This window comes from Streptomyces sp. NPDC048352, assembly GCF_040651895.1.
Taxonomy (GTDB): Bacteria; Actinomycetota; Actinomycetes; order Streptomycetales; family Streptomycetaceae; genus Streptomyces.
Map to the genome: position 1 here is coordinate 25,511 of NZ_JBEZKZ010000069.1, position 13,424 is coordinate 38,934.

Below are 13,424 nucleotides of genomic sequence, written 5' to 3' on the forward strand. Positions count from 1 at the left end.
GAAAGGATGAGGCCAGGAGGTTTGACCCGGCGCAAGAACGGTCAAGAGCCCGGCCGGGACCCGCGAGAAGGGGAGGGCGACCGAGGCCGCCACCCCCCACAGGAGAGGCCCCGGTCGCCATCCGTCACGGACTCGTGCGACAAGCCCGTATCCATCTCAGCGTATGGAGTGCGTTTTCTGTCACACCCCGCTCCGCGCAGGCTTGGTTGCTGGTTGTACAACTCGTGGACGAGAGGTGCGTGTAGGCCGTAACGTGCGGATTTGCGCCACACGTACAGGGACGTTGAACGGGTTGGGGACTTTGCTGGGGGACGACGCCGAGCTGACCGCCGCGGTGCTCGCGGCACAGGACGGCGACGAGAGCGCGTTCCGGACTGTGTACCGCGCCGTGCACCCGCGCCTGCTCGGATACGTGCGCACGCTCGTCGGGGACGGCGACGCCGAGGACGTGACCTCGGAGGCCTGGCTGCAGATCGCCCGCGACCTCGCCTCCTTCACCGGGGACGCCGACCGCTTCCGCGGCTGGGCCGCCCGCATCGCCCGCAACCGGGCCCTCGACCACATCCGCATGCGCGGCCGCCGACCCGCCATCGGCGGCGACGAGACCGAGCTGACCGGGCGCGCCGCCGACAGCGACACCGCGGGCGAGGCCATGGAGGCGCTCTCCACCGGGCGGACCATGGCGCTGATAGCCCAGCTCCCGCAGGACCAGGCCGAGGCCGTCGTCCTACGGGTGGTCGTGGGCCTGGACGCCAAGAGCGCGGCCGAGACCCTGGGCAAGCGCCCCGGCGCGGTCCGCACCGCCGCGCACCGGGGGCTGAAGAAGCTCGCGGAACTGCTGACCGCGGAGTTCGGCGCCGCCGGCCCGGCCGGTGCGGCGGGCGGGACGGAAATCGAAGCGGAGCCGCGGGCCCGGGTCGGCCATAATGCCGGGGACCAGGCACGGGAGCGTGATCTCGACGCGGTGCCCGCCCAGCGCGCGCGGGCGGGAGATCTGGTGAAGCAAACCGGTGTGACGCATTCACGTTGGCGGACGCAGAAGGACATGTGATGGCCGACGAGCACAACGCGTGGCTGGACGGGGCCACGGCGGACGAGCTGCTGCGCGGAGGAACACCCGGCCCGGCCGGAGCGGGCGCCGACCCGCGTGCCCGGGCGGAGGCCGCCCGTCTGCGTGCCGCCCTCGACGCCCTGACGCCCCGCGCCGCCGGGGGCGGGCTGCCCGGTGAAGAGGCCGCCCTGGCCGCCTTCCGCGCCGCCCGCGCCGAGGGGGCCCAGGCGGCCGGATCCGGCGCGCCCGCGAAGCCCGGCCCGGCCGGCGCCGGCCGCGCCGACGAGCCCCTGGTCGCCCTGGCCCCCGTACCGCCCGTACGCATCCCCGCGCAGCGGCGCCCCGCCACGGCCGCCCGCTTCGGGCTGGCGGCCGCGCTGGCCGGCGTCGCCGTCGGCGGGATCGCGGCCGTCGCCGGAGCCGGTCTGCTGGACCGCGCCGCGCACCTGACGGCGGGTCCCGCCCCGGCGGTCTCCGTCAGCGCCGACTCGGACCCGGAGCCCGCCGGGGACACCGCCGGCCCCACCCTGGTCCCGCAGCTGCGGCCGACCCCGTCCCTGGGCGGTGACGTCCCCGCGTCCAGCCCGGACGCGTCGCGGATCCCGGGCACGGATTCCCGTACGCAGCCCGGGACGGCGCCCGGCCCGTCGGCCACGCCCGGTACCGCCACGGCGGGCGGCGGTGGCGCGGCCGGCTCGGACGGCAGCCGCGACGACCGGTTCATCGACAGCGGCGGCGCCACCACCGACGGCGGCAGGGACCTGACGGGGCGGGACAAGCCCCGCCCCGAGGAGCTGTGCCGGGACAACAGGGCGAAGAAGCTCACCGACGACCGGCGCGAGTACCTCTCGAAGCTGGCCGGCGGGGCCGCCAAGGTCCAGCGCTTCTGCGCGACCCTGCTGGACGGGTCCACCCGCGGCCTCCCGCAGAGCGGGGCCGACCAGGGCAGCGCCCCCCTGCCGTCGCCGTCCTCCCTGACGGGTGGCGCGCTCGGCTTCCGCACCCGCTGACGAGGGCCGGCGCAGGCGCCGGAACGACGGCCGGACGAAGGCCTGAACGGCGGCCGGAACGAGCTGCGGAAACGTTTCGGCAAGCTCTCCGCGCAGGGCAGTAACACTTTTCGACCCCTCGGCGCAGTACGTATCGAGCCGACTGGTCATCGGCCGCGCACGAGCCGGGGTTCCCCCCGTACCCCTGGGCTCTGCGCAACCGGCGCGGGCGGGGCACGTTCCCCCGGCCCTGCCCGCGCCCTCACTCCTTCCGACCGCTCCGGGCCCGGCGGCTCACCAGTAGACGACGACCTTGTCGCCCACCTTCACCTGGTCGAAGAGCGCCGACAGCTTCCCCTTGTCCCGGACGTTCACGCAGCCGTGCGAGGCGCCGGCGTAGCCGCGGGCCGCGAAGTCCGACGAGTAGTGCACGGCCTGGCCCTGGCTGAAGAACATCGAGTACGGCATCGACGTGTGGTAGATCGTCGACGTCCACTCCTTCGCCTTCCACTCCACCTGGAAGAGGCCCTCGCGGGTCGGCGTGTTCTCCGACCCGAAGCGCACGTCCATCGTGGAGACGACCTTGCCGTCGATCATCCAGGCGAGGGTGCGGCTCTCCTTGCTGATGCACATCACCCGGCCCTGCATGCAGCGCGGGTCCGGGGCGTCCACCTCGTTGGTGGTCGGCGGGCGCAGCTCCTCGTCCGTCGGCTTCCGGCTGAGGCCCTGCACCTTCTGCCAGGTGGCCTCGTCCACCGAGCCGGTCGCGGCCAGCCCGTGCTGCGACTGGAACGTCCTGACCGCGGCGGTCGTCTTCGAGCCGTAGAAGGCGGTGGGCGCCGTCGACACCAGCTTGAGCTGGCGCAGCCTCGCCTGGAGCTCGCGGACCTGCTCGCTCTCGTCGCCGTTGGCCATGAGCGGCTTGGGGCCCGGAGCGGACGACTGCGAGGGCGACGGCGAGGACGACGAGGACGGGGACTGCGAGGGCGACGCGGAAGGCGACGCCTCGCCGGGCTTGTCGTCGCCCGCAGACGGGGAGGCCGCCGGGGAGCTGCCCGCAGGCGGCGCCGAGGGGGCGGCCGGAGCGGCGCCGGAACCCTGGGGCCCGCAGGCGGTCGCGGTGAGCGCGACGGCCGCGGCCAGGCCGAGCGTACGGATGATGGCTCTCTGTCGGTGCATGGCGGGTCCCCCGAGTTCAACGTCGTGTATCTAGGTGATGCCTCACGGGCGTGGACAGTTGCGGACGAACGCGCGATGTTGCCCCATTGTGACCAGCGGCCGTCGCGGGCTCGGTTGTACCAGCCCCCGGGCCCGTCGGCTCCACGGACACGGAGGGTTCCTCATGGCCCGTTCCACCGCACGCACCGAGAGCGGCATCCCCGTCGAACCGGTGTACGGTCCCGGCGACCTGACGGGCTGGGATCCCGAGGAGCGCCTCGGCAGCCCCGGGGAGTACCCCTTCACCAGGGGGATCCACCCCACGATGTACACCGGCCGGCCCTGGACCATGCGCCAGTACGCCGGATTCGGCACGGCCGCCGAGTCCAACGCCCGCTACCGGGCGCTCATCGAGGGCGGCGGGACCGGGCTGTCCGTGGCCTTCGACCTGCCCACCCAGATGGGGCACGACTCCGACGCCCCGCTCGCGCACGGGGAGGTCGGCAAGGTCGGCGTCGCCGTCGACTCGGTCGAGGACATGCGGGTGCTGCTGGCCGGCATCCCCCTCGACCGGGTGTCCACCTCGATGACCATCAACGCCCCGGCCGCGCTGCTGCTCCTGATGTACCAGCTGGTCGCGGAGGAACAGGGCATCACGGGCGGGCAGCTGACGGGCACCGTGCAGAACGACGTCCTGAAGGAGTACATCGCGCGCGGGACCTACATCTTCCCGCCCGGCCCCTCCTTGCGGCTGACCGCCGACACCTTCCGCTACTGCCGCGAGGAGGTCCCCAAGTGGAACACCATCTCCGTCTCCGGCTACCACATGGCGGAAGCCGGGGCCTCGCCCGTGCAGGAGATCGCCTTCACCCTGGCCGACGCGATCGCCTACGTCCGCACGGCGCTCGCCGCCGGGATGGCCGTCGACGAGTTCGCGCCCCGGCTGTCCTTCTTCTTCGTCGCCCGGACCACGCTCCTGGAGGAGGTGGCCAAGTTCCGTGCCGCCCGGCGGATCTGGGCCCGGGTGATGCGCGAGGAGTTCGGAGCCCGGGACCCCAGGTCGCTGATGCTGCGCTTCCACACCCAGACGGCCGGGGTGCAGCTGACGGCGCAGCAGCCCGAACTGAACCTCGTACGCGTGGCCGTGCAGGCGCTGTCCGCCGTGCTGGGCGGCACCCAGTCGCTGCACACCAACTCCTTCGACGAGGCCATCGCGCTGCCGACGGAGAAGGCGGCCCGGCTCGCGCTGCGCACCCAGCAGGTGCTGGCGTACGAGACGGACGTGCCGCTGACGGTCGACCCCTTCGCCGGGTCGTACGCGGTGGAGCGCCTGACGGACGAGGTGGAGGCGGCCGCGCTCGCGCTCATGCGACGGGTCGAGGACATGGGCGGGGCGGTCGCGGCGATCGAGGCCGGATTCCAGAAGGAGGAGATCGAGGCCAACGCCTACCGCATCGCGCGGGAGCAGGAGAGCGGGGAGCGGGTCGTGGTCGGGGTCAACCGCTTCGCCCTGGAACGGGAGGAGCGCTACGAGCCGCTGCGCGTCGACCCGGCCATCGAGGCCCGGCAGTGCGCCGCCCTGGAGCGGCTGAGGGCGGAGCGGGACGGGCGGGCGGTGGCCGGGGCGCTGGCCGCGCTGCGGGAGGCGGCGGCCGGGACGCGGGACAACGTCCTCTACCCGATGAAGGAGGCCCTGCGGGCACGGGCCACGGTGGGGGAGGTGTGCGGGGTGCTGCGGGAGGTCTGGGGCGGCTACGAACCGTCCGGTTCCGGTCACTGAAACCGACTGGCGCGACAGGTGTGTCCTCATGGGACACTCCTGCTCATGCTGGGTGTGCCAGATCTTCCTACGTATCTCGTCGCCGTCGTCCTGATCGTGCTGCTGCCGGGGCCGAACTCGCTGTACGTGCTCTCCGTCGCCTCCCGGCGCGGGATCGCGGAGGGCTACAAGGCCGCCTGCGGGGTGTTCACCGGGGACACCGTGCTGATGGTGCTCGCGGCGGTGGGCGCGGGCGCGCTGCTCCAGGCGAGCCCGGTGCTGTTCACCGCGGTCAAGGTGCTCGGCGTCGGGTACCTCGGCTGGCTGGCCGTGGGGATGATGCGGGCCGCCTGGGGGATGTGGCGCACCCGCGGGGACCGCCACGAGGAGCCCGTGGCGGGGGAGGAGCCGGCCGGCGCGGCCGAGCGGCCCTACCGGCGGGCGCTGCTGGTCAGCCTGTTCAACCCGAAGGCGATCCTCTTCCTGCTGTCGTTCTTCGTGCAGTTCGTCGACCCCGGGTACGCCTACCCGGCGCTGTCGTTCCTGCTGCTCGGAACGGTCTCCCAGCTGATCAGCCTCCTCTACCTGTCCACGCTGATCTTCGCCGGCACCCGCCTGTCCGCCGCCTTCCGCCGCCGCAAGCGGCTCTCGGCCGGGGCGACCTCGGCGGCCGGCGTGATCTTCCTCGGCTTCGCCGCCAAGCTCGCGGTCGGCTGACCGGGCGCACCGGCCCCGCGGTCCGGCCTCGCTGACCGTCCGTCGGGGCCCGGTCGGCCGTACGATCGTCAGCTTTCCGTCCACGGTCGTCCACACGCTGCCGTACGCACTGACCGGCACTGGCGTGACGGTGGCCGTATGCGGTATCGACCCCGCCCGGCCCGCCCCCGGCGCCCCGCCCCGGGCCCGAGGGGCGGTCCGCGCACCCCACGGGCGGTGTCGGTGAACCGCCCCGGCGGCCGGATGAGCGCGCGAGTTTACCCCCCGCTGCAACCGCTCATGCGTCCAGAGGTCGCTTTTCTTTCCCCTAAGGGCATGAACTTTTGGTGATCTCCGGACAGTTGACCCATCCGTGCGCCTACCCTTCAACGGGTGAACCAGTTGATGTCCCGCGAGCCCCAGACCGCCCTGCCCGGCAAGCCTGCCCGGCCCGAGCTGCCCGGCAAGCTGCCGGACCGGCTGCGTGCCGAACTGATCGCTTTCCGCCGGGACTTGCACATGCACCCCGAGCTAGGACACCAGGAGTTCCGCACCACCGCGGCGATCAAGGCCCGGCTGGAGCAGGCCGGGCTGCGGCCGCGCGTCCTGAAGTCCGGCACCGGGCTGATCTGTGACGTCGGCACCTGGGACGGGGGGCGGCCGATGCTGGCCCTGCGCGCGGACATCGACGCCCTGCCCATCCCGGACGCCAAGACGCACGTCTCGTACCGCTCCACCTACCCCGACCGGGCGCACGCCTGCGGCCACGACGTCCACACCGCCGTCGTCCTCGGCGCCGGCCTGGTGCTCGCCGACCTCGACCGCCAGGGCCTGCTGCCCCGGCCCGTGCGGCTGCTGTTCCAGCCCGCCGAGGAGGTGCTGCCGGGAGGGGCGACCGAGGCCATCGAGTCCGACGTGCTGGACGGCGTCGGCAAGATCATCGCGGTCCACTGCGACCCCCGGGTCGACGCGGGCATGATCGGGCTGCGGCCCGGCCCGATCACCTCGGCCTGCGACCGCCTGGAGGTCACCCTCTCCGGCCCGGGCGGCCACACCGCCCGCCCCCACCTGACCACCGACATGGTCACGGCCGCCGCGCGCGTCGCGGTCGACGTGCCGGCCCTGCTGGCCCGCCGGATGGACGCCCGCTCCGGCATGTCCGTCACCTGGGGCCGGATCGAGTCCGGACACGCCTGCAACGTCGTCCCGATGCACGCCGAGCTGTCCGGCACGGTGCGCTGCCTGGACCTCAACGCCTGGTACGAGGCGCCCGACATGATCCACGCGGCGATCGACGAGGTCGCGACGATGCACGGCGCCAAGTTCGAGATCAACCACGTGCGCGGGGTGCCGCCCGTGGTGAACGACCCGGTGGTCACCGAGCTGCTCCGCGAGGCCATGGGCGCCCGGCGCGGGCCGGAGTCGGTCGAGGACACCGAGCAGAGCCTCGGCGGCGAGGACTTCTCCTGGTACCTGGAGCACGTGCCCGGGGCCATGGCCCGGCTGGGCGTCCGCCGGCCCGGCGACACCGCCAAGCGGGACCTGCACCGGGGCGACTTCGACGTCGACGAGTCCGCGATCGGCTACGGCGTGGAGTTCTTCACGGCCGCCGCACTCCTCGACGGCCGCCGCAACGGACCCGTCGCGTAAAAGATCGGGTAAAGCTCCATACAGCACCGGCGGGTCGGCCGTCGGCGGCGTCCGGCCCTTGGTACACAAGGGCCGGACGGTCGTCCTGTTACCGATCGGTCACTGTCCGGTTCGCGTCGATCCGATAACGACTCATGAACGGGCCTTTAACTGACATCTACGCGCGTTACGATCGCCGCGAAACCAGCGCCGGTCGTGGCGCTTCGGTCAGGTTTTGAAGGAGCCTCCCCTTGCGCCGGATCACCAGGATCGCCACCGTGGGCATCGCGTCCGCGGCGCTGGCCCTCTCGGCCACCGCCTGTGGCGGAAAGAAGTCCTCGGACAGCCCCTCCGCCGACGGCAGCGCCAGCGCCTCCTCCGCGGGCGCGGCCATCGCGTACGACATCGGCGGCCGTGGCGACCAGTCGTTCAACGACGCCGCCTACGCGGGCCTCGAGAAGGCCGAGAAGGACCTGAAGATCAAGGGCGCCGAGGCGGAGCCCACCGAGGGCGAGAGCGAGGCCGACAAGGTCCAGCGCCTCACCGAGCTGGCCCGCAAGGGCAACAACCCGGTCATCGGCGTCGGCTTCTCGTACGCCCCGGCCATCAAGAAGGTCGCCGCGAAGTTCCCGAAGACCACCTTCGGCATCATCGACGACACCTCGGTGACCGACAAGAACATCGCCAACCTGGTCTTCAACGAGGAGCAGGGCTCCTACCTGGCCGGCGTCGCCGCCGCCAAGGCGTCGAAGAGCGGCACGGTCGGCTTCATCGGCGGTGTCGAGGTCCCGCTGATCAAGAAGTTCGAGGCGGGCTTCACCCAGGGCGTCAAGGACACCAACCCCAACGCCAAGGTACTGACCAAGTACCTCTCCCAGCCGCCGGACTTCGGTGGCTTCGCCAAGCCCGACCTGGGCAAGGCCGCCGCCAAGGGCCAGATCGACGGTGGCGCCGACGTGATCTACGCCGCCGCCGGCCTCGCCGGCTCGGGCGCCATCGAGGCCGCCGCGACCTCCGGCAAGTGGGCCATCGGTGTCGACTCCGACCAGTACAACCAGGCCGGTCTGTCGAAGTACAAGGACAAGATCCTGACCTCGGTCACCAAGGACGTCTCCGACTCCGTCTACAACCTGATCAAGTCGGTCAAGGACGGCAAGCCGGAGAGCGGTGAGGTCCGCTACGGTCTGGACAAGGACGGCGTCGGCCTGGCCGACTCCAACCCGGAGTACAAGAACAACGCCGAGCTGATCGCCGCGGTGGACAAGGCCAAGGCCGACATCATCGCGAAGAAGATCACCGTCAAGACCACGCCGTAACGGCCCGTCTGACGTCTCGTCGCGGTCTCCGGGGTCCGGGAGCGGTCTCTACCGCTCCCGGACCCCGAGCCGCGTCTTCCCCCCAGGTCCGTGACGACGTGTGGCCAGTTGGCCGCAAGTTTTCACTTCCGACAGTGCTACGCGCGTAGAGGCATCGTGGACGCGATACCGTCCGACTCCCGCCCACCCGCCCGGCCGATCCTCGCCCTGTCCCCGCCCCTGCCGTCCACGCGGCTTTTCCAGCTCCTTCCGCGCCAAGGAGAGTGCGTCATCAACGCGTCCAGCCCCCCTCTCGCCGTAGAACTGCACGGCATCACCAAGCGTTTCCCCGGCGTCGTCGCCAACAAGGACATCGCCATCTCCGTCCGCAAGGGCACGGTCCACGCCCTCATCGGTGAGAACGGTGCCGGCAAGTCGACCCTGATGAAGATCCTCTACGGCATGCAGAAGCCGGACGAGGGCACCATCGCCATCGACGGGGAGCAGGTCTCCTTCAACAACCCCGGCGAGGCCATCGCCCGCGGCATCGGCATGGTGCACCAGCACTTCATGCTCGCCGACAACCTCACCGTCCTGGAGAACGTCGTCCTCGGCGGCGAGAAGCTGTACGGCATCGGCTCCAAGGCCCGCAAGAAGATCAAGGAGATCTCGGACGCGTACGGCCTCGGCGTGCGCCCCGACGCCCTGGTCGAGGACCTCGGTGTCGCCGACCGCCAGCGCGTGGAGATCCTCAAGGTCCTCTACCGCGGCGCCAAGACCCTCATCCTCGACGAGCCGACCGCCGTGCTCGTGCCGCAGGAAGTGGACGCGCTCTTCGACAACCTGCGCGAGCTCAAGGCGGAGGGCCTCACGGTCATCTTCATCTCGCACAAGCTGGGCGAGGTGCTGAAGGTCGCCGACGACATCACCGTCATCCGCCGCGGCACCACCGTCGGCACCGCCGACCCGAAGACCGCCACGACCAAGCAGCTCGCCGAGCTGATGGTCGGCACCGAGCTGCCCTCGCCGGAGACCCGCGAGTCCACGGTGACCACGACCCCGATGCTGGAGGTCAACGCCCTCACCGTCGTCGAGTCCGGCGTCGTCGTCGCCCCCGAGACCTCCGCGGCCGCCCTCGGCGACTCCGACACCGACCTGCGCGAGGCCCCGGTGCTCGGCCGCCTGCTGCTCGACGGGATCACCTTCACGATCCACAAGGGCGAGGTCCTCGGCATCGCCGGTGTCGAGGGGAACGGCCAGACGGAGCTGATCGAGGCCCTCATGGGCATGATCACCCCCGACGCGGGCGTCATCACCCTCGACGGCACCGACATCACCAGGACCCCGGTGCGCAAGCGCCGCGAGGGCGGCATCGGCTACATCCCCGAGGACCGCCACCGGCACGGCCTGCTGCTGGAATCCCCGCTGTGGGAGAACCGCATCCTCGGCCACGTCACCGAGAAGCCCAACTCCCGGCGCGGCATCCTCGACCCGAAGGCCGCGCGCAAGGACACCGAGCGGATCGTGCGCGAGTACGACGTCCGCACGCCCGGCATCGACGTCACCGCGGCCTCGCTCTCCGGCGGCAACCAGCAGAAGCTGATCGTCGGCCGCGAGATGAGCCACAACCCGAAGTTCCTCATCGCCGCCCACCCCACCCGCGGCGTGGACGTCGGCGCGCAGGCGCAGATCTGGGACGCGATCCGCGAGGCCCGCCGCGAGGGCCTCGCCGTCCTGCTGATCTCCGCCGACCTGGACGAGCTGATCGGCCTGTCCGACACGCTGCGCGTCATCTACCGCGGCCGCCTGGTCGCGGACGCCGACCCGGCGACGATCACCCCCGAGGAGCTCGGCACCGCCATGACCGGCGCCGCCACCGGGCACCTGGAAGCCCATGACGACCACTCCGCCGAGGTCGACGGCGACACGACGGAGGACGAGGCCCGATGAAGAAATTCGACAAGGACCGGCTGCTTCTCGGCTTCGCCGGCCCGGCGCTGGCACTGATCAGCGCCTTCGTACTCAGCATGATCGTGCTGGCCGCCTCGGGCGTCGACCCGATCGAGCCGCTGCGCATCATGATCGAACAGTCCGGCTACGAGGACGTGCAGGTCCTCATCGTGAACCAGGCCGGCACGTACTACCTGGCAGCCCTGGCCGTCGCCATCGGCTTCCGGATGAACCTCTTCAACATCGGTGTGGACGGCCAGTACCGCCTCGCCGCGATGGTGAGCGCCCTGGTCGGCGCGGCGGTGACGCTGCCCGGCCCGCTGCACATCCTGGTGATCGTGCTCGTCGCGATGCTCGTCGGCGCCTTCTGGTCCGGTATCGCGGGCATCCTCAAGGCCAAGCGGGGCGTGAGCGAGGTCGTCTCCACGATCATGCTCAACGCCATCGCGACCGCGCTGATCGCCTGGCTGATCCTCCCCAAGAACCTCGGCGTCCAGCCGGCCGGCTCCAACGACCTGACCACCGGTGACATCCCGGAGTCCGGCTGGTTCCCGGCCGTCTCGCTCGGTGACGGCCTGGAGATCTACGGCTTCACCTTCATCGCCTTCGCGCTGGGCATCGTCTACTGGTTCGTGCTCAACCGCACCCGCTTCGGCTTCGACCTGCGCGCCACCGGCGCCAGCGAGTCCGCCGCCCAGGCCTCCGGTGTGGACGCCAAGAAGATGATCATGACGTCGATGCTCATCTCGGGCGCCGTCGCCGGCCTGGTCTCCATGCCGCTGCTGCTGGGCGAGTCCCACACGTACAACCTGTCCTTCCCGGCGGGCATCGGCTTCACCGGCATCACCATTGCGCTGCTCGGCCGCAACAACCCGGTCGGCATCTTCTTCGCCGCGCTGCTGATCGCCTTCATCGACAAGGCGTCCGCGGGCCTCGACACCGCCGGCTACGCCAAGGAAATCGGCACGATCATGAAGGGCCTGATCGTGGTCGCCGTGGTCGTCAGCTACGAGCTCGTCCGCCGCTACGGCATCCGCCGCCAGCAGCAGAAGGTCGGCGAGGAGCTGGCCGCCGGCCACGCCATCAAGACCGAGAAGGAGGTCGCGGCGTGAGCGCCAGCACCGTTTCCGCGACGAAAGCGGCGCCCGCCCCCGGCGGCCGCCGCAAGCTCACCCTGCCCTGGATCCTGCTGATCATCGCGGGCGGCCTCGCGCTGGTCTCGCTGGTCCGGGTCATCTCCGGCGCCAACGACCTGACCTCCGTCGGCCAGGTCTCCGGCGCCCTCCAGCTCGCCGTGCCCATCGGCCTCGCGGGCCTCGGCGGCCTGTGGGCCGAGCGGGCCGGCGTGGTCAACATCGGCCTCGAAGGCATGATGATCCTCGGCACCTGGTTCGGTGCCTGGGCCGGCTACCAGTGGGGCCCCTGGACCGGTGTCGTGATGGGCATCGTCGGCGGCGCCATCGGCGGCCTGCTGCACGCGATCATCACCGTCACCTTCAACGTCAACCACATCGTCTCCGGTGTGGCGGTCACCATCCTCGCGACGGGCTTCACCCAGTACCTGTCGAACTTCACCTTCGACAAGGCGGAGGGCGGCTCCTCCAAGCAGTCCCCGCGCATCGAGTCCATCACCGAGATCACCATCCCGGGACTCTCCAGCGGCCTGGACAGCCTCCAGGCCAAGCACTGGTTCCTGCTCTCGGACGTCGCCGGCATCCTCGGCGGCCTGGTCACGCACCTGTCGCTGCTGACGGTCGTCGCCGTCCTGCTGATCCCGGCCACCTGGTGGGTGCTGTGGCGCACCGCCTTCGGCCTGCGCCTGCGCTCCTGCGGTGAGAACCCGGTCGCGGCGGAGTCCCTCGGCGTGAACGTCTACAAGTACAAGTACATCGCCGTGATCGTCTCCGGCGGTCTGGCGGGCCTCGGCGGCGCCTTCCTCGCGATCGTCTCCACCGGCATCTACCAGGAAGGCCAGACCGGCGGCCGCGGCTACATCGGCCTCGCCGCGATGATCTTCGGCAACTGGATGCCGGGCGGCATGGCGCTGGGCGCGGGCCTGTTCGGCTTCACCGACAGCCTCAAGCTGCGCGGCGGTGCCGAGAACGTCCACGCGATGCTGCTCCTGGTCGCCATCCTGCTGGTGCTCTCCGTCGGCTGGCAGCTCTACAAGAAGAAGTACCTCCAGGCCGGCATCGCCGCGGTCTGCGCCGCCGGGCTGTTCGCCTGGTACGCGGCCACCGACCAGGTGCCCAGCCAGTTCGTGGACGCCGCCCCGTACGTGACGACGCTGCTGGTGCTCGCGCTGTCGGCGCAGCGCCTGCGGATGCCGAAGGCGGACGGAATGCCGTACCGCAAGGGCCAGGGCAAGTGACCGCGGACCCGACGGTGGACTGGGAAGCCCTGCGCACGGCCGCCCGGGCGGCGATGACCCGGGCGTACGCCCCCTACTCGGGCTTCCCCGTCGGGGTCGCCGCCCTGGTGGACGACGGCCGGGTCGTGACCGGGTGCAACGTCGAGAACGCCAGCTACGGACTCGGCCTGTGCGCCGAGTGCGGCCTGGTCTCCTCCCTCCAGGCCACCGGCGGCGGCCGTCTCACCCACTTCACGTGCGTGGACGGCAAGGGCGAGGTCCTCGTCCCGTGCGGGCGCTGCCGGCAGCTGCTGTACGAGTTCGGCGGCCCGGACCTGCTGGTGGAGACGCCGGACGGCATCCTGCCGCTGAGCGCGATGCTGCCGCAGGCCTTCGGGCCCGACCACCTGAGATAGCCGTAGCGACGGCCCCCCCCCCCGCCCCTCCGGGGGCGCCCCCCCCCCCCCGGCCGCCCCGGGGCACAAACAGATAAGCAAAAACAACAACTTTAAAAGCGGGAAAAGCACATGGTTTGGGTTGTCAGGTG

11 protein-coding genes and 1 pseudogene are annotated in these 13,424 nt (G+C 71.4%); 11 read left to right on the top strand and 1 reads right to left on the bottom strand.

Features of this window, described 5'->3' with window-relative positions:
• Nucleotides 1-301 precede the first annotated feature (301 nt).
• Nucleotides 302-1,051 carry an RNA polymerase sigma factor gene (locus AB0D45_RS27545; RefSeq protein ID WP_361601388.1) on the top strand — a complete coding sequence of 250 codons (750 nt, stop codon included), beginning with the start codon at nucleotides 302-304 and terminating at the stop codon, nucleotides 1,049-1,051.
• Entirely contained in the window at nucleotides 1,051-2,061 is a 1,011-nt protein-coding gene (locus AB0D45_RS27550) for a hypothetical protein (protein WP_362463857.1), read from the top strand. Before AB0D45_RS27545 ends, AB0D45_RS27550 begins: the two co-directional genes overlap by 1 nt.
• Nucleotides 2,062-2,334: 273 nt before the next feature.
• Here the strand turns inward: AB0D45_RS27550 and AB0D45_RS27555 are convergent, their stop codons facing one another.
• Complete coding sequence (locus AB0D45_RS27555; protein ID WP_362463860.1) at nucleotides 2,335-3,219, bottom strand: L,D-transpeptidase family protein; 885 nt, start codon at nucleotides 3,217-3,219, stop codon at nucleotides 2,335-2,337.
• A gap of 163 nt (nucleotides 3,220-3,382) precedes the next feature.
• Between AB0D45_RS27555 and AB0D45_RS27560 the strand changes: the two genes are divergently transcribed.
• The 9 genes and pseudogenes from AB0D45_RS27560 to AB0D45_RS27600 all read left to right on the top strand — a co-directional run bounded on the left by AB0D45_RS27560 (nucleotide 3,383) and on the right by AB0D45_RS27600 (nucleotide 13,293).
• Nucleotides 3,383-4,978, top strand: a complete 1,596-nt coding sequence (locus AB0D45_RS27560) for a methylmalonyl-CoA mutase family protein (protein ID WP_362463863.1) — start codon at nucleotides 3,383-3,385, stop codon at nucleotides 4,976-4,978.
• Nucleotides 4,979-5,023: 45 nt separating this feature from the next.
• Complete coding sequence (gene leuE, locus AB0D45_RS27565) at nucleotides 5,024-5,674, top strand: leucine efflux protein LeuE (protein WP_362463866.1); 651 nt, start codon at nucleotides 5,024-5,026, stop codon at nucleotides 5,672-5,674.
• A 40-nt stretch (nucleotides 5,675-5,714) separates the two neighbouring features.
• A pseudogene (locus AB0D45_RS27570) lies at nucleotides 5,715-5,900 on the top strand (hypothetical protein); the annotation flags it as partial.
• A 158-nt stretch (nucleotides 5,901-6,058) separates the two neighbouring features.
• Nucleotides 6,059-7,303, top strand: a complete 1,245-nt coding sequence (locus AB0D45_RS27575) for an amidohydrolase (RefSeq protein ID WP_362463876.1) — start codon at nucleotides 6,059-6,061, stop codon at nucleotides 7,301-7,303.
• Nucleotides 7,304-7,533: 230 nt separating this feature from the next.
• Nucleotides 7,534-8,598, top strand: coding sequence for a BMP family ABC transporter substrate-binding protein (locus AB0D45_RS27580; RefSeq protein WP_362463869.1), 1,065 nt, complete (start codon nucleotides 7,534-7,536; stop codon nucleotides 8,596-8,598).
• Between the two features lie 270 nt (nucleotides 8,599-8,868).
• Nucleotides 8,869-10,527 (top strand): ABC transporter ATP-binding protein, encoded by a 1,659-nt coding sequence (locus AB0D45_RS27585; protein WP_361610880.1) that lies wholly within the window; start codon nucleotides 8,869-8,871, stop codon nucleotides 10,525-10,527.
• The gene (locus AB0D45_RS27590; protein WP_361610878.1) at nucleotides 10,524-11,639 is read left to right on the top strand and encodes an ABC transporter permease; all 1,116 of its coding nucleotides are present in this window, start codon (nucleotides 10,524-10,526) and stop codon (nucleotides 11,637-11,639) included. Before AB0D45_RS27585 ends, AB0D45_RS27590 begins: the two co-directional genes overlap by 4 nt.
• Nucleotides 11,636-12,898 carry an ABC transporter permease gene (locus AB0D45_RS27595; protein ID WP_361610876.1) on the top strand — a complete coding sequence of 421 codons (1,263 nt, stop codon included), beginning with the start codon at nucleotides 11,636-11,638 and terminating at the stop codon, nucleotides 12,896-12,898. Before AB0D45_RS27590 ends, AB0D45_RS27595 begins: the two co-directional genes overlap by 4 nt.
• A complete protein-coding gene (locus AB0D45_RS27600; RefSeq protein WP_361610875.1) occupies nucleotides 12,895-13,293 on the top strand; it encodes a cytidine deaminase in 399 nt (132 codons plus the stop codon). Before AB0D45_RS27595 ends, AB0D45_RS27600 begins: the two co-directional genes overlap by 4 nt.
• Nucleotides 13,294-13,424: the final 131 nt, after the last annotated feature.